The sequence below is a fragment of the Nocardia wallacei genome (genome assembly GCF_014466955.1).
Taxonomy (GTDB): domain Bacteria; phylum Actinomycetota; class Actinomycetes; order Mycobacteriales; family Mycobacteriaceae; genus Nocardia; species Nocardia wallacei.
This window is the reverse complement of sequence record NZ_AP023396.1, coordinates 1741276-1762821: the sequence shown is the minus strand read 5'-3', so window position 1 is coordinate 1762821 and position 21546 is coordinate 1741276. Positions and strand designations below refer to the sequence as shown.

The window sequence follows — 21546 nt, the reverse complement described above, 5'->3', positions numbered from 1 at the left end:
TCCCTCTCAGTTGGTCCAGCAGTCACGCCTGCCTCCGAGCCTTCGCCCGCGACTGCAGGAAGTGTTCGGCCTCGACCACGATGAACACGGCGGTTGCCGTAGTGACCGAGCGCCCTTCTAGATCCTCCATCCTGGCCGCGAGATTCAACTTACGGCCATGCCGCGACCGTACCTCGGCGTGCAGCGTGTAGGGGGTATCGAGCAGTACCGGGGCGAGATAATCCATGTCGAGATTCCGGGTCACGGCGAGTTCGCCGACCGTGTACAGCAAGAAGCCGAACAGGTCGTCGATGACGGTCGCCACCGCGCCACCGTGCGCGATCCCCGGCGCTCCGACATGACGCTGGTCGAAAAGATGGTGAGCAACGACGCCGCCCTCGCAACGCCGCACCGATAGGGAATGTCCGTGCGGGTTGGCCGGCCCACAACCAAGACAGTCGGGATGGTGCGGCGGCAACTCTGGCGATCCGGATTCCAGGAGCCGGAACGAGCGCACCCAGTCCTCCACGCCTGGGTCAGACAACCTACTGACCGCATCCGAAGCCTTGTCCATGGCCAGACCTCTCTGTCGACTAACGCGCGCCCAACATAAGACTCGAGCAGGACCGCGATACAACTACATTGGAGACAATCAGAACCATTTTGTCAACAATTGATCAGATCTCCGCTGCTTGTCGCACATAGCTCGCGATCAAGCAACGCGCGCGGACATGACGAAGTGTCCGGGAGTTTGTCCACTCATGAACAAAACCCACGTTCTGTTACCATCCGAGGGGTGGTGGAAGAATCGGTGAGGCTGTCGTTCAGGCGACACCTCCGCGAGGCAGCAATCCGCGCCGCCCGCGCCCTGACGGTCGAGAAGGGCTGGGAACGTGTACGATTCGGCGAGGTAGCCGGTCTGATCGGAGTATCACGCGCCACGCTGTATCGAGAGTTCGGCGACAAGCAAGGGCTTGGAGATGCACTCGTTCTGCACGAAGCGGAGCAATTCCTGACCGGGATCGAGGATTTGCTTGCTTCCAACCGCAGCGCGTTGCCTGAATCGATCCGAGCGATAGTTCGCTACACGCTCGACGAGGCTGCAGCCAGCCCCTTACTCAAAGCCGTCCTGACTACACCCGGTAGCGGCCCGCGCGATGAAACCGGCGTCCTCCCCCTGTTGACAACCTCTGCCTCCATGCTTCAACTCGCGTCCGAGCGACTGGTCACCGCGTTCCTCCACCACTACCCCACCATCGACGCCAATGACGTGGCCGACGCAGTCGATGCGCTCATTCGATTGACGATCAGCCATCTCGTACTACCGGCCAGCGACAGCGCCGAAACGGCACGCCGGATCTCCGAGATTGCCCTACGTTATCTCGGGGTGGGCTCTGCGGGTCTCAGACCAGATGCCTCAGCTGCATGCCACAACGCGGTACCGAGCCATTGAAGCAGCGGTACCCTCGTTTCCCTTGATTCCACAGCAGCTGGTTCAACGACAAGTAGGCGGCGACGCTCTCGAAACGTAGCTCGGACTCGGCCGGAGGAACGTCGAGCGCGAAGTGGTCGCCAGCGGTTGCGGGCGGTCTGAACCAAGTTCGCGTCGGATCCATCGATTCGGGTCCGCAGGTTCGCACGAAAGCAATCCCGAAACTATCAAATGACACATGAGCTGTCATGCACAAGCCGGGCAAGCCCAACCAGCTGCTGCGTTGGGTAGAGCAGCACCGACGACGCTGACGCACCGAGCAATCGATGCGGACCAGGCCGATCGGCGGTCGTCCCGCCCACCGGCGATGGCGCGACCACGGCATTGCTCACGGGTCTTTTGCCCCGCGGGGATGCAATCCGGCAGTGTCACCGCGCTATGGCAGATAAGCTCATCCCGCGTCGTCTTCGACCGGCGTTTGGCTCGAATTCGCTCAGCTAAGCCTCGATCAGTCCAATATTCTCAATCCGCAAAGTCGAATCCGGGTCTATCCGGATTCCACGAGCTCGCGCCGAGGAATCGATAATCCCCCAAATGATTGCGCTGAGATGCTCGACGAAAGCCTTTCTCGGCATAGCCGAGGTCGGATCGGATTGCGAGTTTATCCACCAATCCGTCGCGGAGAGGCTCGCCCCTACGATCGACTGCACCACCAAGTCTATGCCCGACGTGTCAGCCCCAGCGGTGTCCAAAACCGTGACGAAATGACCCGCAATGAAACCTGCCAGTTCACGTGCGTTCTCAAGAGCTGGATCCGATCCCGATGAATTGTCGCTAAAATGACTACGAACGAGAAACTGGAAGACGTTCTTGTGCTCGTCGACCAGCTGCGAGTATTGCTCGACGAGCTGATTCATCACACTTCGAATCGGATCGGATCCGAAATCAACGGTAGCAAGCACATTCGACCACATGAGTTCCTTCGCACGTTCGATAACAGCTGCACGAAGGCCCAGTTTGTCCTTGAAGTGGCGATACAGCTTGGGTTTTGTCGCACCCGCCTCCCGAGCGATGTCGTCCATGCTCGCGTCCGGACCGTACTTGCCGAAGGCACGGTACGCTGCGTCGACCAGTTCTGCTCGAACCAGGACCCGGTGCTCTTCCCATCGGCTCGAGCGTGCGTCAATTCGCCGAACCACCGAGCTACCGACCTCCCGAATCCGCTTTTGTGCGCCCGCCATCTGGCCGAGTATACGCTATCGGACAAGTGACCGATATCGCGGGCGGCGATTGCGCGCTGGATCGGGCGAGCATGAACGCCGTTACGGGGCCTGCGCGAACGCATGGTCAGTCGAATGTCACAGTCACCGAATTGGTGGCGGGTACCGACTGGCATGCCAGCCGATCACCTTCCTCGATATCATCATCATCGAGTACCTCGTTTACTCTCATCTCTATATCGCCGTCGATAACCTTGCACACACATGCACCGCATCCGCCTTCCCGGCAGGAATACGGAGGCGAGTACCCCTCGTTCAACAAGACCTCGACCAGGGTCAAATCTTTCGGCCATTCCAGCTCGGCGCGATCACCATCGAGATATACTACTAGACGGGCTTGTTCGTTCGTCATTGATTCCTTGACGTAGTTCTCCACGTCGAAGGGATCGGAGTGCAGAGATTGGAATACTTCTCGGTGTAGGTTCCGGTGCTGCACGCCGGCTTCGCGCGCCGCGTCTACCACCAAATCCATGAACGCCGCCGGCCCGCACAAGAAATACATCCGATTTCGGTACTCACGGCAGATTTCAAGGATTGCGCTTCGGTCCGGTAGCCCACGCTCGCTCTCCAGCCACTCGATGAGAGTCAGTCGCTCGGGAAACTGCTTGGCGAGGTAACGGAGGTCTTCACCGAAGATGACGCTCTCGGCATGCTGGTTGGCATAGAAGAGAACGAGATGGCCGCCACCTTCGAGCAGAGCCGACTTGACGATGGATAACACCGGGGTGATTCCGCTACCAGCTGCGAACAGAACCATGTCCGCATCCAGGTCTTTCGGTGTGAAGTGCCCGGTGGGCGGCAGAACGGTTACCTCAGCTCCAACCTTGATGTTGTCGCACAGCCAGTTAGATCCGTACCCGCCCTCCGTGCGTTTCACTGTGACAGCTAGCGAGTCGTCTGCATGCGGGGAACTCGAGAGCGAATAGCATCTGGCCACATATTCCCCGTCACCGGCTCCGGGAATACGCAACGTAAGAAACTGCCCGGGGTCGTAGGCAAATACGCCCAATTGCTGCTCGGGCACCTCGAACCAAATGGACACCGCATCCGCTGTTTCCTGCACTACACGGGAGACCGTGAGTTCACATGGCATGCTCATCTTCCAGGATATTCCTTCTCTATTATTCCGGCCCGTGGCCCAGATTCAACTGTCGCGCTTGACAAGGCCGTAACGACGGCCGATCGCATAGCCGACACGGGCCAGCGGAGCGTTCAGGTCCTGATACCTCGGCCCCACCGCGCGGGCGACGAAATCGAAACCCAGGGCATCGGGTCCGATAAGGACTCGAGGTTTGTTCCGTCGCACGCCCTTCAAGATCGTTTCGGCGGCGCCTTCCGGAGTGGTGAGCGCTATACGATCGAAACCGGCGACAATCTTCTCCTGATCACCCATCGCGCCGACACCTCGAGCTCCGCGCACAATATTTGTGCGAACACCACCCGGATGCACGCATGTTACACCCACCGGTAGCCGGTTAATTCGCATCTCCTGGCGCAACGCCTCGGTAAAGCCTCGGACGGCGAATTTGGAAGCATTATATGCGCTCTGACTGGGAATGGCCATCAGTCCGAAGACACTCGACACGTTGACAACATGGCCGTCGCCCGAGTCGATCAGATCCGGAAGAAATAGTTTCGTGCCGTTCACGACTCCCCAGAAATTGATCGACATCAACCATTCGAAGTCGATCCATTGCATATCCAGTATGTCGGCGCCGAGTGCGACCCCGGCATTGTTGATTACCATACTGACCGAACCGAAGTCGCTGAGGACCTGACGACGATATTCCGTGAATGCGCTACGATCGGCCACATCGAGCTGATAGTGCTGGCATTCGACACCCAGCGCGGTACACATGGAGGCGGTTTCGCGGGCCCGTTCGCCGTCGATGTCGGCAATGGCCAGCCGCGCGCCCTCGCCGGCGAGTCGAATTGCAACTGCACGGCCGATTCCGGAACCTGCCCCGGTTACCGAGACGACTCGGTCGCTGAACTCTCTCATCGCGGCAAGCTACCCTTCTTGATCGAATTCGGAAGGAGGTCGCCGCTTCGATCACCTGTCGACTCGCCGACCAACGCGAAATCAGAGTCCGCGACATTGCGGGTACGCCGCCAATACTGCCAGGTGAAACCTGGCCAGACCGTCCGATTGACACCCTGTGCATCGAGGTACCAACTGGTGCACCCCCCGCTGCTCCAGACCCCGTTCACCAATTTCCGCTGGATGTCCGAGTTGAATTCCCGCTGAACGGGTTCACGCACCTCGAGCGCAGCTGCGCCACGTTGCTTCGCGAGCCGAATCGCGCCGATGATGTACCTGATCTGGCATTCGATCATGAATACCACCGAGTTGTGACCGAGCCCGGTGTTGGGGCCGAGCAGGAAGAACAAGTTCGGGAAACCTGCGGTGGTGATGCCGAGATGGGTTTGAATCCCTTCGTCCGACCATACGGAGGAGAGTTCACGACCGGACGCACCCTTGAGCCGGAGGTGGTCGAACCCGTCGGTTACGTGGAAACCGGTGGCATAGATGATCACGTCGACCGGACGCTTGTCACCGGACTGGGATATGATGGCGTCCTCGGTGATCTCGGCGATCCCGTCGGTGATGACGGATGTAGTGGGCCGATTCAGCGCTGGGTAGTAGTCACTGGAACCGAGGATTCTTTTGCACCCGATGCGATACGTGGGGGTGAGCTTCTTGCGCAGCGCGGGATCATCAATTCCCCGCGCTATGTTCCACTTTGCGACACTCTCGAGCGGACGCATGAAATTGATATGTCCGTTCAGTCCTATCGACAGTGACTCCGCTGACCAGTAGATGGCAGTCCGGAGGGCTTTGGCGAGGATCGGCGCCCTCGTGAGCAGGGCTTGGATCGCCTTCGGGACCTTGACGTTCCTACGGGGCAGTACCCACGCCGGCGTCCGCTGGTATAGATGCAGTTCATCGGCTACCTTGGCAATTTCCGGAACGAATTGGATTGCGCTCGCACCCGTCCCGATAACAGCGACCTTCTTGCCATCCAGTGTGCAGTCATGATCCCACTGCGCCGAGTGAAATGCTGCACCAGCGAACTTCTTCTGCCCCTTGATCTGGGGGATATTCGGTATATGGAGTGCGCCTACGCCTGAAACCAGGAATCGGGCAACGTACTCGTTGCCGTCGGAGGTCGTAACATGCCACGCGGAATCACCAGGATCCCAGTATCCGGATTGCAAGGCCCGCCCGAAATGCGTGCGGCTATAGAGATCGTACTTGCGTGCGAGACTCAGGAGATACTGCTGAATTTCATCCTGTCCTGCCCACAAGTGACTCCAATCCGGCTTGGGCTCGAAAGAGTACGAGTACATGTGAGAAGGGACGTCGCAGGCACAGCCCGGATATGTATTGTCGCGCCAGGTTCCGCCGATTTCGGAATCCTTCTCGATTATCAAGAAGTCATTCATTCCCGATTTCAGCAGTTGAATCGCCATTCCCATGCCGGAGAATCCGCTCCCGACGATGAGGACCTCTGTTGTGTGCACCCTCTCGCTCGCTGCACGACCTCCCGAACCATTGGTCTTTCCCGTGTATTTGGCAGAACGGTTATTACTCATCGATTTCCTCTGGACGTTGGCTCACGTGCGGTACAGGTGGCCACAAATTTTCGATAGCTACTCAGCTACTGCGGATATGTCGGACCGGCGGCAGGACCGAGGAGTTCGCGGGATTCGACGAGTGCCCGCCGCAACATATCACGGCGCGACTTGCGCTCAGCAATATGCGTGGTGCTGTTCACGCCGGTCCGAGTCTGTTCACCGCCGGGCGATATCGTCGGGCAGGCTCCTCGTCAGGCGCCAAAGGAACATGGTGAAGCGACCTTCCATCATTCCTGCCTCATCGAAGAATCGGATCATCGGCTCGGACATGAACTGCAGGTTCTCCCGGTAGTGCGGGCCGAATTGGCAAGCGAGGAACCCCCGCAGAGGATGCACGCCGACAGCACGGTACAGCTTGGGATTGATCAAGATCGGGTAGGACAGGTTCGCGACAACTGCGAGGACGCCGCGGTGCCATGCCCGCGAGATCCGGCCTCGCGACCGCATACCCTCGACAAGCTCGGAGCGCGCGAACGTGATGTGGCGGGCCTCCTCGAGCACGTGAATTTTCATCAACTGCCGGACCTGCGGTTGTAGGCGTTCGTCGTTCATCGCTTCACGCTGTGCCCGATCGAGAATCTCCTCGATCAGCAAGGTCGCGCCCTGGATCGAGGGCCCGAGCGGGACGAAATGCAGGATCTTCGCCAGCGACAGAAACCCCGGCGGAAGCTTGTAGGGCGGGATCCCCGTTTTGGCGATCAGACGCGCGAACATTGTGGAATGGCGGCTCTCGTCGCCAACCTCGGCAAGTGCGTATAGGGCCTTGTTGTCGACGAGATCACCCGTCGTGTTCAGCCGTAGCAACGCCATACTCAGCAAATTCTCGGCGTAGATCCCGAAGCTGAGGATGCTCACCAACTCATGTTTGCCCAGGTCGATCTTCTGTTCCTCGGAAAGCCGGTTCCACAGACCGGTGCCGTAGAGGGACAGGCGATGCTCGGGGAACCACGCCTTATCCGGCAACCACGGACTATCCCAGTCGATGTCGACTTCGGCGTCGTAGAACTTCTCTACGGAAGTCTTGAGCAGTCGTCCGGCCGATCGTTGCAGGTCAATGGGTCGCCGACCGCTCACGCGCGCCATACCGTCGGTGGTTACGGCAATCTGCCCGTTGGTCTCGGCCCTGACGTCACTGGTCGTCATCTGTCGCTCCTTTGAGACTCGATCGATGACTCTGCATCGATACATCCAGTCCGGATCAACGTCCGGTGGCAGTAACCCGGTATCCGCTCAAGAGTGCAATACGGGCAGTAGCGGATACTTTGGGTATGAGGTAACTTTGACCCCGGCGGCGCGGCTTGTCAAGGGCCGGCCCCGATCCCGACGCCGGGCTACTTGGCCCCAGTGCCGGGCGATCCGATCGCTGGCGTCGACTATCGACCAAACGGAGGAGTTCACAGTGAAGTCTCAGAGTCCGCACGATGCCTCTGACTACATCGGGCCGGCCACAGTGGTGATCGCAACCGACGACGTCGAGGTGCAAGTCGAACTGCGCGGCTATTTCCAACCCATCGACGGCCGCTTCAGCTGGTACGGGCGCATCCGCCAGAACGACGAACTCGACAATCTGTTAGGGGGACGCCGACGTTCCGTGCTGATCCGGACCAGTACGGGCGAGGCGCCGGCGACCATCGGCGATCGTGACTTCTGGGGCCGCTATCGAGTTCAGGGCAGAGGACGACCGCCCTATCACGTGCCGACGACGCTGGAGGAAGTAGAAGCTACGCAAAGCTGAGCCGTAGGACCTACGCGAATGCCGACGACGCCCCGAAGGGACCAGGATACCGACATGATCAGCTTTGGAGACCGGCTTCGCGACCGCAACTCCGCGGCTTGGACGCTGGCCATAACCTGTGCCGCAGTAGCATTGGTTGTTGCGGCCATGGCAGCGCTGTACACCGCTCTGCCTGCCCTTGCGCTCGACATCGGCGCAGATCAAAATGCTCTCACATGGATCGTCGACGGATACACGCTGGTCCTCGCCTGCTTGGTTTTGCCCGCTGGCGCGATCGGCGATCGGTATGGGCGCCGACGCGTTCTAATCGTCGGCCTGGCGGTCTTCGCGGCCGCTTCAGTTGTGCCTGTATTTCTCGATACTCCTGCGGCACTCATTGCCTCCCGGGCCTTGGCGGGCGCAGGAGCAGCTTTCGTCATGCCGGCGACCCTCTCGCTTCTGACAAGCAACCTCCCAGTGGAGAAGCGGTCGTACGCGGTCGGAGTCTGGGCCGGGATCGCCGGCTCGGGTGGCGTGATCGGCATGGTGGGATCCGGTCTGCTTCTTACCCAGTGGTCGTGGCATTCGATCTTCGTCGGTCTGACCGTCGTCGCACTACTACTGCTGGTTCTGGCCTTCACCGTGCCTGATTCACAGGACGCCGAACTCCCGCCGTTCGATCTTTTCGGCATGTTCTGGGTCGTGCTCGCCATCGGCACGTCGGTGTTCGCGGTCATCGAGGGTCCGTCGCGCGGCTGGACGGATGTCCGGGTTCTTGTCGCAGGTGCGGCGGGAGTAATCGGCACCGTGGCATTTATCCTCACCGAGGTGCGTGCCGAGCACCCGCTACTGGACGTGAGCCTGTTCCGCCGCCGGGGCTTCTCGAGCGGCGCGCTATCGATAACCATCCAGTTCCTCGTGACTTTCGGTGTGATGTACCTACTGGTACAGCACTTCCAGCTCATCCTCGGGTTCGATGCCCTCGGCTCGGCGCTGGCGCTGGCGCCGATGGTCGTTCCGCTTATCGTGATGTCACTCGTGTCGCCGGCAATCGCTGCATGGGCGGGATTGCGGGTGACGACAGCGACCGGTCTTCTGACCATCGCCGTCGGCTTACTCGCCATCCTTCGCCTCGACACCGGTTCGTCGTACTTCGACGTTCTCTGGCCCCTGTTGATCATGAGCGCCGGGCTGGGCTTGTCGGCCGCCCCCGCGACCAACGCGATCATGCTCGACACACCGTTGGAGAAGCACGGGGTATCCGCTGCGGTCAACGACGCGACTCGCGAAGTCGGCGCGGCCATCGGCATTGCCGTCTCCGGTAGCATTTTGTCCGCGAGCTATACTTCGAGGATCAACGAGGTGCTGGACCGCCTTCCCGAGCCCGCGCGCGCTCCGGTCCGCAGTTCCCTGGCCGGTGCCCTCGAAGTCGCTGAGCGTGCCGGTAATGTAGGAAGGCCTCTCGCCGACTATGCGAAGGATGCCTTTTGGAGTGGGGTGGAACATTCGGCGCTCGCGCTGGCAGCGATCACCATAGCCGGGGTTCTGATCCTCGTCCCACTTTCCCCTCCACGAAAAGCCGCCGAAAGCGGTATCCGACGGCGCCGCCGACGTCACCTCCCCTGGCCTACACACGCCGCTCGAACCAGTCGATCGGATGCCCACGCCAATGACCGATCGATGGCATCAGTGCGGCGAACACTCGATCCATAGTCAGTTGCGTTGTCCCCCATGCATCGCATAGCGGCCCGTAGGTCGAATGGGCAGTGTCTGATCATCGAGGATAGGTAGGTTCAAGTGGTGCGCGCTTTGCGAATTCGTCTGACCTGACCCGATGACATTTGGTCCGGCGGCTGTGAGAGCATTGCCGCCCACGTAGTGGGCAGGAACGCTCGATGACTATGGCGACACGAAAAGGGCACACACCTCCACAGGCCGTGCGCAAGCTGAGCAAGGCCGTCCACCTGCTGGGCGAGAATAAGGAAGTCGCCGTCACTGCAGATCACCATGGCCACCTACTAACGGTGGCGCAACCAGTTCGGCGGGCTGAAGGCCGGCGACGGCAAACGGTTGAAGGGCCCCGAACGCGAACACTCCACTCTGAAAAGTCTTCTCGGCGAGGCGAAGCTAGAGAAAGCTGCATTGAACGAGATCGCCAAGGGAACCTTCTAGACCCGGAACGCCGGCGGGCGGCCGTGGCGCACCTGGTGCGGGTGCTCGGGGTCCGCGAAAGGTTCGCCTGCCGGTTACCGGCGAACATCGAAGTACACAACGGCGCGTTCGAACCACCGACACCAACGCACATCCCGATGCGGCTTTGCGTGAATGGCTGCGTGCCTGGACGAAACCCATCCACGGCAAGGATTCCGCCGCGCCTACCACGGCGCCCGCAGCGAGTGCTGGACAGTCAATCACAAGAAAATCCAACGCCTCTGGCGCGACGAGGGATTACGAGGGCCGCTGCGGCGCCGAAACGCCTGGAAACCACCACCACGACGGAGGCAAAGGGCACCCAACCGTGTATGGGCAGTGGACTTCCGATTCGATGCCAGCGACGACGCACGCCCAGTCCAGATCGTCTCCATCGTCGATGAAACACACCCGCGAATGCTTGGGCCGGCTGGTGGAACGATCGATCACCGCCGACGGACTCATCAACGAATCGCTGTCGATCGCAACTACCCCGCCGCCCTGCGCTGCGGCAACAGACCAATTTCGCGTGCCAGGCGACTGGGCGGCGGAACGGGTCTGCTCAGCGTTCGTCACACTAGCCGACCCTGCCGCAACGGCTACATTGAATGGTTCAGCCGCCGCCGACGCGACGAATGCCCCAACATCAACAGCTTCTGGTCGTTGGCCCAAGCCCGCGTCGTGATCAGCGATTGGAAGGAAGAATACAATCACCGCCGAAGAGATTCCGGCCTGGGCTGCAACGCCCCAGCCGGATACGCTACAACCCTGCATCCCCTACAACTGGTTCTCACACGCGGCGGACCGACTACCGGGTCCCGTCACCGCTCAGGATACTCCGACCCGGTCGGCGCAGAACTGGTTGCAGGGCAACCGAAATCATCTCCCGACCGTTGTCCAACCTAGAACCGGGGCGGCGGACCGATGATGGTGACCAGCATGTTCTGTAGCTCGGTACCTGCCGCCGGGCACAACCTTGAACAACAGCTTCGCCGAGACGTTCGACAACAAGGTTGCGAACCCGCGCGCCGGGCCGCAACCGCTGAAACAGCCAGCTGGAACCCGCATTGAAATCGGTGGCTTCAAAGCCGACCATAACTAGCGGCACCGGCAGCCGGCGCTGGACTATACGACATCGGCCCCAGCGCGCTGCGGCTGCACCCACTACCCTGACAGTCATCATCCGGCTGTTGAGAAAGGGCGTTCCGCGGTTCCCGGACCGATATCAAGCTCTGATAGCGAACTATTCGCCTATCGTTACCCTCAGCGTATGACGAATGTTAATGCCGCTATGCGACGGTTGCTTCGCGTATGCGCGCTTCCCGAGTCAATCCGAGGAGATGGACGGCCACCTCACCGCTGCGTTCGTAGGGCAGGTAGTGCCCAGCCTTTTCGAAGATGACCAAATGACTCCCTGGAATACGATGCCGAAGCGCACGCGAGTGATGAACGGGGGTCAGGCGGTCACGAGACCCGACCAGCACGACGACGGGACAGCTGAATCTGCCCAGCACGCCGTAACGCTTGTGAGAGAGTATCGAACGGGTCAGCTCCGCGACATTGCGAGAATTGCTCTTCGCGAGCTGCAGCACAGCACGGTTCATATCGTGCCGACGAGGACGCGCTCCGAATAGGATGCCTCGTGTCGACTGCCGCATCAGGAAAAGCGGCCGGGAAGGAATCCTGATATAGGGTAGCGCCTCCAGACCCAGCATTATCAGCCTTCGCCAGAATTTGCTGCGCAGCATATTTCCCAGAATATCGCCCGCCCCTGTCGACACCAACGCGACGCCGAGGATTCTCGGTCCGAGCACCTCACTGTGACGTTCAGCCAAGGCCATGAGAGTCATCCCTCCCATCGAATGACCACCCAATACGACCGGACCCGTAGGCACAGTTTCCGAAAGAATAGTCGCAAGATCGTCCGCAAGAATCTCGAGGCTGGCCGGAGCCGACTCCGAATCCCCGTGTCCCCGATGGTCGTAGGTGACGACGCGAATAGTCGGGTCCGCAGCGATCACAAGCTGAGCAACGTCCTCCCAACTCTCGTGCGACAACGCGAGTCCATGGGTCAAGACCATAGTCACTCGCGGGGTCTGCGAGCCCCATTCGGTGATCTGCAATGTCGGACCGTCGTCCCGTGTGAGAGCGAGTCGGCGGCAGGGAACACCCGCGCTGGAAATCGAAGTCATTATTCCAAGCTCCTCAACGTCGAAAAACCCCGGTGACTATTTGGCCGGGAGTGCCGAGTCGACACCACCGACATCTGTTACCTTCCAATCCAGATTCTTGTCAACTGTTACGGTATAGGTAACAGTCGTTTGCGCACCCTCCGGTATCTGCGCACTCTTCGATGTCACATTCAGGAACACATTGACGACATAGACACCCGATCGTTCGGAGCGCACTGTCGCCGCGATGGGAACTCCACTAGAACTCCACTTCAGTGGCAGCACAATTTCTTTCAGCTGCGGAGCAGTGGCATCGAACTTGTTTGCAAGAACGGGCGAGACGTTGGACTTCAAACCACGAACCCACTGGTCGAAATTCTGATAGTCGATATTCGAGGCTCCGACTGCATACTCAGACGCTACTTCTTCGGCGCGCTTCTCCGCGGCTACGACAGCGTCCCGATCTTTCAACTCGCTCCTAGCCGAGAGCCACAACGGAATCGAAACGGCCACCGCGACAACAAGGAGGGCTACTGCGGTTCCCAAGGCCAGAGAACGCAGGCTTATCGAGAACGACCTCTCCGACCCGCGTGCGCTCGAGCCACCCTTGACCGACGTCCGAGGCACACCCGCGTCAACCGGCTTTTCTTCCGCAGCTTCGCGGTCAGTATCATGAGAATCTTCTGTGGGCATAATCAGCTCCGGTGTCTCTCGTTCTTTCACATCTATTTGACGGCGATCCGCATTCGCAAAGCACCGTCCCCCGTGACACTGAGTGCACGATCTATCAGGTCGCTTATGTTGATTTGCGCCATGGAGTTCGACGCGCTTTCCGCCAGTGGCTGTACCGCCGGGACCAGATCACGAAGATCGGGGCCGATCTCATTGATGTAAGACGTCACTTTATCAAGGAAGGGAATAAGTCCGTTTCCTTCGATATAGTCCCCGGGCATATTGCCGATTCGAGACAGTCGCGCCAGAGAGTCCGCGATGAGTGCGCCCCACGCTCCGGCTTCCTCCCACAGAGGGCCGGCGGCGGTCATCGACTCCTCGGCCCACTCCATATCAGCACCCATTGTTTGCAAATTCGTCAAGATATTACGGATTTCGGGTGACCTACTCAGAATCGTTTCCGAAAGCAGCGTTGTCGATGCCGCCAGACGCGGCATCACGGCTTCCGTTCCCGACAACGTCTGATCCAAGGTCTTGACGATATTGCTGATCGCCTGTGGGTTCAGTTGCTCGACCAGATGGGTGACAGTATGCGCCACATCAGGTATCGAGCGGGGTAGAACCACTTCAACCGCGTCGATACGCTGACCGTCGGCCAGGTAGGGCCCGGCATCAGTATCCGGTACGAACTCGATATAGGGCTCCCCCAACCCCGAAAGGTCCTCAACAGTAGCGCTGCCGGTCGCAGGAACCCTGTACTTGGGATCGAGACCCAGCACCAATTCGACACCACGCTCGGCCTTGTCGATAGAGTCGATCTCTCCTACCTTCACTCCTCTCAACAGGACCGGGGAACCGGGTAGCAAACTCCCGGTCCTCGGCAGAGCCATGGTCACAACAGTCCTGCCAGAAAACCAATCAACTCGAAGCACACCGAATGCTAGGTATGCGGTGCCCAAGACCAGCACGATTCCGATCGACACCAGGGATAGCACGGAACTCGACTTCATCGAACCACTCCGATCATCCGCAGCGACGCAAGAATACTGTCTATCCGATCGTCGTCCGATATGGGGCCGACGCCTTCAATGCCTACAATATCAACCTTCGGACCGCGCTCAACAAATGGAATAACCTTTTCGCGCAAAATGGCCACGGCTTTGTTCAAATTCGAGGGGGCGTTCAGATCAAGCGGGCGGCGAGTGAACAATAGCGGCACGAAGGCACGTGCGGCCTCATTGCCCGATTGCGCCAGGGGGCCGACCCACCGGAGAGATTCTGTGAGCAATTTGAATCCGTCGTACAACGTGATCAACCCGATCATGGAAGTCATCGAAGCAGCGGCCTGACTCACCCCCGACTCGGTCAGCAAATACTCCAGTTCAGGGGTTCTACGCTGCACCACGTCCGTGTTCGCGCGCAGACCGTTCAGCATTGCGTCGACGGCATCCAGGTGGTTGGCCAGGTCAATGATATCCGCACCGACTACCTCGGATATCGAAGCAGTCTGCCGAGTGTCGATCGGCAGCACCCCGTTCACGCGGTTCATTATCTCCTGAGCCTGTTGAATCCCTCCTCCTTGGACGAAGGTCGCGAGTACGTTCATGGTGTCCTCAACCTGCAGCAGCGGCTTCGTCTTGTCCAATCCGATGGTGGCGCCCGGGGGAAGGGCATCCTGCGTGCCGGTCGGCGGAGTCATCAGCGCGATGGAGACATCGCCAAGTATCGTCGGCTGGCGGAGTTCAGCGGTGGTGCCGACCGGCAATCGAACCGACGCCATCAGGTCGACATCGACGGCAACATACCCGTCGTGGTCCTCGCCCGCGTCGACCAGTGACACATCGCGCACGACCCCTGCTCGCAGACCATCGACTGTAACCTTCGCTCGCGCTGGCAGATTCAAGGCGTCAGCGAACAGAATCCGGATACCGTACCGGTCTCCAGAAATTCCGGTCCCCGGAACGGGAACCTCCGCGGGATCGAATCCACATCCGGGAACTATGCACACCATTGCCACCGCGGCCGCAGCGATGAACCGACCACCACGCTCACGAGCAGATCGCGCCCATACGACTCGTCGCAGAACCATCACCGCGCACCTGCCGTCCCGAATATCAACGGAAGAACCGAAACCTTCTCCAACTCGTTCTCAGCGGACTTGCAGCTACCTGGCACGACACGCTCGATGGCCGCGCATACCCGCTCTGCGTCCGCCGGCGGCAGCTGAGCCACCGGCGCCGCGTAAGTCAGGATCGGTGAACCACCCTCCTGCGCCGTCGCCCTCTGAAAAGCCTGCACCAGCGGTGGCGTCAGGTCGATTATTTCTTGTACCGAGCCGATATTCGCACGGGCGAGACGCGCTAATGGGACTGTCGCGTTCAACGCTTCGAGAATTTGGTCACCAAACATTGAAGTAATCTCGTTCAACCATGGCACAATGATCCGCAACGAATCGATAATCGACACGGTGCGCTCAAAGATGCCATGATCGATCACTTCGAGACCTGGAGCCAGACGAGTGATCATGGCCTTGATATCGCCCCATCCGCCGGCCATGCTGTCCGATAATGATCGCAGTGAGTCGATAAGCGCACCGATATGCCCGATAGCAGCATTGGGGGAATTGAGAGCACGACCCAACTTGAGGATCGTATCATTCATTTCAGGTCCTGTTCCGGATAATGCGGCATCTAAGGCCGCGAGCTCATCCGCAAGCCTTTCACGCTGTGTCGAATCATTTCCATCGGTGATCTCTGCAGCGAGGTTGCCCAGCGCATTCATAGTCTGCGACATGCTCTTTGGCGTCAGTGTACGGGTAATGCACTGTCCAGAATCCCATTCATGCTCGGCTTCGCTGTCATCGAGTAATGCAAGCGATCGGTCCGCGACGATTGTGTCGGATACGGTGGTAGCTGACACCTGACCGCGGGGCGAATGGCTTACCTCTACCTCGAATTCGACACGGACCATGTCACCATGAGGTTCGATACGCGTCACCGAGCCGACTCTGACCCCTCGCATGGTGACATGGTTCCCGGCGTACAAGCCGATTGCATCCGGCATATTCGCGCAATAGCTACGCATCCTCTTGGGAGGCTCGATGATCACGAAGTATCCGACGATCAGAATTGCACATACGACCGCGACACCGAGAACGGACATGAGACCCCGGGACGCCAAGAGCTTATTCATCGTCAGCACTCCTTTCCGGGGACCGGAATACACACCGACGGTACCTGGACAACTGTCGCGGATTGGTCGACCACGAGCCCATCCTTCGACGACGCGATCGGCTGGAGCCGCGCCAGTAGGTCGCGCGTATTCGTGACAACCTGTCCCATTTCTTCACCCAGACGTTCCAGCTCAGGGATGACGTCGGCCAGGGCTCGCGCAACGGATTGCAACCTGGATCGATACGCCGGCTCGAGGCCCGCGATACGCGCGAGAAGCTCGTCCATCAGCCGGACGGCTTCGTAGATCTCGGCCTTTTTGTCGAGGCCCACTGTCTCCATCAGATTGACGCTGTCGATCATTCCGCCGAGTGTCGCCTTCGACTCGTTGATCGCGCCGAGATACTCGTCCGCCATCGCGAGCGTGTCCGAAATGTCACGGTTCTGGCGGTCGAGGATGTCGACCAGAGATCCGAATGCCTCTGTTGCTCGGCGAATGCCGGACGGTCCACTGGCAATCGCAGCGTTCATGTTCGTCAAATTCTGCCGCAACGTATCGCCATCGATATCATCGATCGGCCGAATCGCGTCCTCAAAAGTCCGACCCAAGCTGTACGGAAGATGGACCCTCTCGGCGGGAATGGACGAGTGTAACGCAGAATTCCCCGCCGGCGTCACCGCGAGGTAGCGGCCGCCGATCAGTGTCAGCATACGGATATCGAGACTCGTCTGGTCACCGATGAAGATGTCGCTGTCGACGGTGAAGCTCATTCGAACGTTCCTTCGGCTCAGCTCGATGGACTTCACCGCACCAACCGGCACACCCGCGATTCGGACGTCATCGCCAACCTTGACCGAGCCCACTTCCGGCATTTCCGCCCAGTATGTGGACTCGTCGAAAGGTACTACGTAGACTACTACGCTCGCCGTCAAGACCGCTCCCATCACTGCGGCCCCGACGGCAGCCCAGCGCAATTCTCGGTCCATGCTTCGAAGGGGAGCACTCACCGTCTGCAACGCGGTACCCCCGCGAACACGGAATAGCTTACTGATCACCGCTCGCATATCGAGATCCTTTGCCCACTGATCAACACATGTAACGGCGCCGGAACTTCGGCGTTGCCGTTCGAGCAGTTACGATTGATGACCGGTCCATCGGCGGGAACCCACGCATTCAGTGTCTCGAGAACGGCCGGCAGCTTCCGCAGCACCTCGACCGCCTGTTCCGGGTCCGGAAATACTGCCCCCAACAGGGCATCGGCATCGGCGTTAGGTCCGGCCGTCAAGCCGAAGGCCTCGAGAAGGCCGTTCAATGGCGCGATCACGTCTGGTGCCATGAGGGCGAATTCGACAATTCCATCCACCTTGCTACGCAACGTGGACACAACCGAGGCCAGCTCCGAGACAAGTCGGACGAGATGCGAGGATCGGCCACCGATATGGTCGGATATCTCTTTGAGATTTCCGACCAGAACGGTGACTACCGCTTGCCTGTCCAGCGCATAGTTGGACAAGGCTTCGATAGAGTCGAGGACGGAACCGACGCCCGCTCCGTCTCCCTCGATGACAGCGATCATGTTCTCTGCGAACTTGTTCACCGCTTCGGGCGACAGCTCTGCGAGTACCGGTTGTAAGCCGTTGAATAAATCCGTAATGTCGAACGACGGGATCGTGTTGGCAATATCGATCTTATGTCCGGCCGTCAACTCCGCTGTGGTCGGCGATGATTGTTGAACATCGAGATATCGCTGTCCTACGAGGTTCTGATAGCGAATCGCCAGCACAGTGTTCTCGTAGATCGGGTGATTGCGCTGGACCGCAAATCCAACCACCGCTCGACCACTGGCATCCAAGGTAATCGATCGTACCTCGCCAACTCGAAGACCATCCATACGGACATCGTCGCCGGCCTTGAGGCCGTTCGCGTCGACGAATTCAGCCGAGAATTCTACCACGTCTCCAGATACGGGGCGTTGCACCGTCTGAACGATGATCGCGAGCAGCACAGTGATCACGACGGCAGACACGATAAGTTTTGCGCTGGTCGCCAGAAAACTTCGCTGTCTTGTCATCGGCCACCTCCGATGTTGGATGTCGGCGGAAGACCCGGCAAGAACGCGGTGAACGCTGGAACCATATCGAGAACCAACTCGATGTTCAGAATCGGACCGTCTGGAGTCGACGTGAATGATCGGTCTAGACGTGATAGGAGTTCAGTGAGCTGCATGCTCGAGGCGCCGGGGGTAGGTACCATTTTAGTTGCCGTTGACAGAACCGGAGCGAGCATAGCCGCATAGTCCGACAGATGACCCTGAGCCGCGAATAGAGTTTCCGCCAGCCCAGGAAAGAACTCCCGACCTACAGTATTGACTGTCGAATCGAACAGCTCACGATCTGTATTCAAGATCTCGATCGTGGTGAGCCGATTTATGAGGCCGACCGTACCGTCGATCATCGATGCAGTCCCGACTAGCATGGAACCGTATTGGTCCAGCAGCTGCGATATCGGCATCGTCTGGGTTTCAGCAATGTTCCGGCTGGATACAACGATTGCCTCCATGAGAGGTGTGAATTGCCGGGCTATTGTCGCGCCCCGTGTCAGGATCTCGGTCAATTCCGGGACGAGAATGTCTCCAGTTGCTTGAGCTACGCTGCGGATGAGAACACCCATCGTTGCGTCTCGTTGCCGGTCGGCTCGCGGCCCCGTCAAATCGACGATACTGCCATCCCGTAATGGAGCCCCACCATCACCTGGTTTCAGCGCAATTTCACTGATGCCGAACAAGTTCGATGGCGAGTAGTCGACGAACAGCCCGTCCGTGAGACCTGCCGATTCGGCGCTTTCCAGTCTGAGAATCAATTGTTTCGCCCCATCGTCCGATTCGATCGCCGAAACATCACCTATCTCGATACCGTCGAATCGAACGGGTGTTCCGACGGTGATTCCGTCGCCGATGGACTCGGTACGCAGCAGTACCACTATTCGATTATCATCCTGTAGGGCCATCACAACAGTCCAGGTCAAGGCTACTACGATCACTGTGATCACGGCGAGAACACCCAGCATGACCGATGACCGCTTCGATGTCGACACACCCGGCATTTCATAGCGAGACATCGTTTCTCACCCCGTAAATTCGATGGAGGAGTTGACGCCCCACAGGAGGAGGGTCAACACCATATCCAAACCGATGATTGCCACGAAGCTTGCTCGGACAGCACGTCCAGATGCGATTCCGACGCCTTCTGGCCCACCAACGGCGAAGAACCCATGATAGCTATGGATAAGAATCACAGCCGTCCCGAATACGAGAACCTTTATCACCGAGGCCGTCACATCCCAGCCGCTGATGAATTGATAAAAATAGTGATCGTAGACACCGGCGGCTTGGCCATGAAGTTGCACGATCACCGCGCGACAAGCGGCATAACTCAGGATCAAGGCGATCAAGAATGTCGGAATGATTGCCACGGCCCCGGCGATGACCCGGGTGGTCACAACGAACGGTATCGATCGCAGTCCAAGCGACTCGAGTGCATCGATCTCCTCGGAGATCCGCATAGCGCCGATTTGGGCCGTAATACGGCATCCGGCTTGTGCGGCGAACCCGACGCCCGCAGCAATCGGTGCAAGTTCCCGTGTATTGGCAAAGGCCGAAACGATGCCGGTCACCGGCCCCATGCTGATCAGGTTGAGAGTGGTGAAGGACTCTACACCGACCGAGCCTCCGATCACCAGACCGAGTACCACCAGCATCGGCACAGTTCCACCGCCGACGATAATGGACCCTTGGCCCCATGTCATATCCGTGATCACGCGCATAGTCTCGGCTCGATATCGCCTGATCGTGAACGGGATCGCGGACAGCGCCTCCCAAACGAACGCGAGTACGAAACCGATCGACTCCAGGGGCGCGATGCGCGCTCCGAACGGCGCTATTCTTCTCCTGAGCCTCGCCAGCCGAGGTGGAGTAACCTTTACCTCCGACATCTAGGCCAGCCTCGTCGGAAGGAACATCGACACCAGCTGAGTAATTATGAGGTTCGTGATGGCGATGGAAACTACGGAGAGAACTACAGCCGCGTTCACGCCATCCGCCACTCCGCGCGGACCGCCTTTTGCCTCGAGCCCCCGCTGGCACGCGATCACGACCACGATGAATCCGAACAGCACGGACTTGGCTATCGAGACACCGATGTCCGCGACAACGGTGAAAGAGCCGAACGTTCCCCAGTAGCTGCCGGGGGTCACTCCCTGGGGGCCGATTGCGACCGCATATCCAGCTATCACGCCCGTGAAGATGATCAAGATATTGAGCATCGGCGCGACGAAAACCATCGCCACCATCCGAGGAATAACGAGTCGGTGCAAGGGGCTGATGCCCATCGTTCGCATGGCATCGATTTCTTCGCGAATGTTACGTGCACCCAGATCCGCCGCGATTGCGGCCGCTCCGGCCGCACCCAGCAGCAGCCCTGTTGCCATGGGGGCGCCCTGTTTGATCACACCCAATCCACCAGCGGCACCGAGCAGGGAGTCCGCCCCGATTTGATGAATCAAGTTTCCGACCTGGACGGAAACGATGACACCGAAAGGCACGGCCATCAGGATGGCCGGAATCGCAGTAACGGTGATCAGATACCAAGCTTGATTCAGTGCCTCTCGCCACTGGAATCTCAAACGAACGATATCGCTTACTGCTCCCGCAGCCGACTCAGAAGCCATCTGCGTCGACCGGCCAAAAGTTCTGAGCGCCGACACTACGGTTTCGGAAAAGTTTTCCCTGAGCAACCTCGTCGACGTCGATAGCGCGCTACGTTCAGGCATTACCACAGATTCCCGTCCTAACCAAGAGTATCGCTCCGCAACGCAACTGGCGCGCCCGCTAGGAAAGTGTCGACGATCCGGCATAGCTCGTTCTCCGAATGATCGGAATGGCTTCGCCGGTATGACGTACCTCGTCGGGTCATTATCGAGCGCACCCTGCTCACGGCACCTCCTTGTGCACTACTGCAAGTACCAGATACTCTGGGTATGAGTATGTGGTACTGCTCACGCAGTGTCAATAGAGGATTTCGATCGATCCCGGGACGCGCGAGCGACCCTCTGGCAACCGAGCGATATCGCCCCGGCGAAAGTCGGCCGATAGCAACCGCGACGTGCGACGACACCATCCACATGAGCAGTCTCGCCCATCTACGGCCGAGGAAAGTGCGGTTGTGGTGCAGGGGCGGTTGGCAGGCATCGGCCACCGAAGATACTCCCTCGGTCACTACTCCGGCTGCACTTTGCTCCGCT

At 59.2% G+C, this 21546-nt stretch carries 19 protein-coding genes and 1 pseudogene; 4 read left to right on the top strand and 16 right to left on the bottom strand.

Going from position 1 to position 21546, the window contains the following annotated elements; all coding sequences use genetic code 11:
* Positions 1-22: 22 nt before the first annotated feature.
* Positions 23-553, bottom strand: coding sequence for a PaaI family thioesterase (locus NWFMUON74_RS08175; RefSeq protein ID WP_048833156.1), 531 nt, complete (start codon positions 551-553; stop codon positions 23-25).
* 222 nt (positions 554-775) lie between these two features.
* Between NWFMUON74_RS08175 and NWFMUON74_RS08170 the strand changes: the two genes are divergently transcribed.
* Positions 776-1432: a TetR/AcrR family transcriptional regulator gene (locus NWFMUON74_RS08170; protein WP_174184796.1), complete on the top strand. Its 657-nt coding sequence runs from the start codon at positions 776-778 to the stop codon at positions 1430-1432.
* Between the two features lie 476 nt (positions 1433-1908).
* Here the strand turns inward: NWFMUON74_RS08170 and NWFMUON74_RS08165 are convergent, their stop codons facing one another.
* From NWFMUON74_RS08165 to NWFMUON74_RS08145, 5 genes are all read right to left on the bottom strand, one after another.
* Positions 1909-2652: a TetR/AcrR family transcriptional regulator gene (locus tag NWFMUON74_RS08165; RefSeq protein WP_051016986.1), complete on the bottom strand. Its 744-nt coding sequence runs from the start codon at positions 2650-2652 to the stop codon at positions 1909-1911.
* Between the two features lie 106 nt (positions 2653-2758).
* Entirely contained in the window at positions 2759-3790 is a 1032-nt protein-coding gene (locus tag NWFMUON74_RS08160; protein ID WP_014349817.1) for a ferredoxin--NADP reductase, read from the bottom strand.
* A gap of 45 nt (positions 3791-3835) precedes the next feature.
* Positions 3836-4693, bottom strand: coding sequence for an SDR family NAD(P)-dependent oxidoreductase (locus tag NWFMUON74_RS08155; RefSeq protein WP_036542664.1), 858 nt, complete (start codon positions 4691-4693; stop codon positions 3836-3838).
* The gene (locus NWFMUON74_RS08150) at positions 4690-6288 is read right to left on the bottom strand and encodes a flavin-containing monooxygenase (protein ID WP_081597586.1); all 1599 of its coding nucleotides are present in this window, start codon (positions 6286-6288) and stop codon (positions 4690-4692) included. Before NWFMUON74_RS08150 ends, NWFMUON74_RS08155 begins: the two co-directional genes overlap by 4 nt.
* A gap of 198 nt (positions 6289-6486) precedes the next feature.
* A complete protein-coding gene (locus NWFMUON74_RS08145) occupies positions 6487-7473 on the bottom strand; it encodes an AurF N-oxygenase family protein (protein WP_014349814.1) in 987 nt (328 codons plus the stop codon).
* A 256-nt stretch (positions 7474-7729) separates the two neighbouring features.
* Between NWFMUON74_RS08145 and NWFMUON74_RS35910 the strand changes: the two genes are divergently transcribed.
* The 3 genes and pseudogenes from NWFMUON74_RS35910 to NWFMUON74_RS08130 all read left to right on the top strand — a co-directional run.
* A complete protein-coding gene (locus NWFMUON74_RS35910; RefSeq protein ID WP_014349813.1) occupies positions 7730-8065 on the top strand; it encodes a DUF4873 domain-containing protein in 336 nt (111 codons plus the stop codon).
* A gap of 54 nt (positions 8066-8119) precedes the next feature.
* Positions 8120-9757 carry an MFS transporter gene (locus NWFMUON74_RS08135; RefSeq protein ID WP_054811359.1) on the top strand — a complete coding sequence of 546 codons (1638 nt, stop codon included), beginning with the start codon at positions 8120-8122 and terminating at the stop codon, positions 9755-9757.
* Between the two features lie 182 nt (positions 9758-9939).
* Positions 9940-10996 (top strand): annotated as a pseudogene (locus NWFMUON74_RS08130) (integrase core domain-containing protein); the annotation flags it as partial.
* Between the two features lie 527 nt (positions 10997-11523).
* Here NWFMUON74_RS08130 and NWFMUON74_RS08125 read toward each other — a convergent pair.
* The 10 genes from NWFMUON74_RS08125 to NWFMUON74_RS08080 all read right to left on the bottom strand — a co-directional run bounded on the left by NWFMUON74_RS08125 (position 11524) and on the right by NWFMUON74_RS08080 (position 21075).
* The gene (locus tag NWFMUON74_RS08125; RefSeq protein WP_158682527.1) at positions 11524-12357 is read right to left on the bottom strand and encodes an alpha/beta fold hydrolase; all 834 of its coding nucleotides are present in this window, start codon (positions 12355-12357) and stop codon (positions 11524-11526) included.
* Between the two features lie 105 nt (positions 12358-12462).
* Complete coding sequence (locus NWFMUON74_RS08120; RefSeq protein ID WP_178128354.1) at positions 12463-13098, bottom strand: hypothetical protein; 636 nt, start codon at positions 13096-13098, stop codon at positions 12463-12465.
* Positions 13099-13130: 32 nt separating this feature from the next.
* Positions 13131-13967, bottom strand: coding sequence for an MlaD family protein (locus NWFMUON74_RS08115; RefSeq protein ID WP_228792446.1), 837 nt, complete (start codon positions 13965-13967; stop codon positions 13131-13133).
* 116 nt (positions 13968-14083) lie between these two features.
* Positions 14084-15088: an MlaD family protein gene (locus NWFMUON74_RS08110; RefSeq protein ID WP_228792445.1), complete on the bottom strand. Its 1005-nt coding sequence runs from the start codon at positions 15086-15088 to the stop codon at positions 14084-14086.
* A gap of 77 nt (positions 15089-15165) precedes the next feature.
* Entirely contained in the window at positions 15166-16269 is a 1104-nt protein-coding gene (locus NWFMUON74_RS08105; protein ID WP_127516261.1) for an MlaD family protein, read from the bottom strand.
* A 2-nt stretch (positions 16270-16271) separates the two neighbouring features.
* Positions 16272-17234: an MlaD family protein gene (locus NWFMUON74_RS08100; protein ID WP_048833144.1), complete on the bottom strand. Its 963-nt coding sequence runs from the start codon at positions 17232-17234 to the stop codon at positions 16272-16274.
* A 65-nt stretch (positions 17235-17299) separates the two neighbouring features.
* Positions 17300-18319 (bottom strand): MlaD family protein, encoded by a 1020-nt coding sequence (locus NWFMUON74_RS08095; RefSeq protein ID WP_014349805.1) that lies wholly within the window; start codon positions 18317-18319, stop codon positions 17300-17302.
* Positions 18316-19365 carry an MlaD family protein gene (locus NWFMUON74_RS08090; RefSeq protein WP_081505339.1) on the bottom strand — a complete coding sequence of 350 codons (1050 nt, stop codon included), beginning with the start codon at positions 19363-19365 and terminating at the stop codon, positions 18316-18318. The genes NWFMUON74_RS08095 and NWFMUON74_RS08090 overlap by 4 nt, the downstream gene beginning before the upstream one ends.
* A gap of 6 nt (positions 19366-19371) precedes the next feature.
* Positions 19372-20238: an MlaE family ABC transporter permease gene (locus NWFMUON74_RS08085; protein ID WP_036542649.1), complete on the bottom strand. Its 867-nt coding sequence runs from the start codon at positions 20236-20238 to the stop codon at positions 19372-19374.
* Positions 20239-21075, bottom strand: coding sequence for an MlaE family ABC transporter permease (locus NWFMUON74_RS08080; RefSeq protein ID WP_036542646.1), 837 nt, complete (start codon positions 21073-21075; stop codon positions 20239-20241).
* Between the last annotated feature and the right edge of the window lie 471 nt (positions 21076-21546).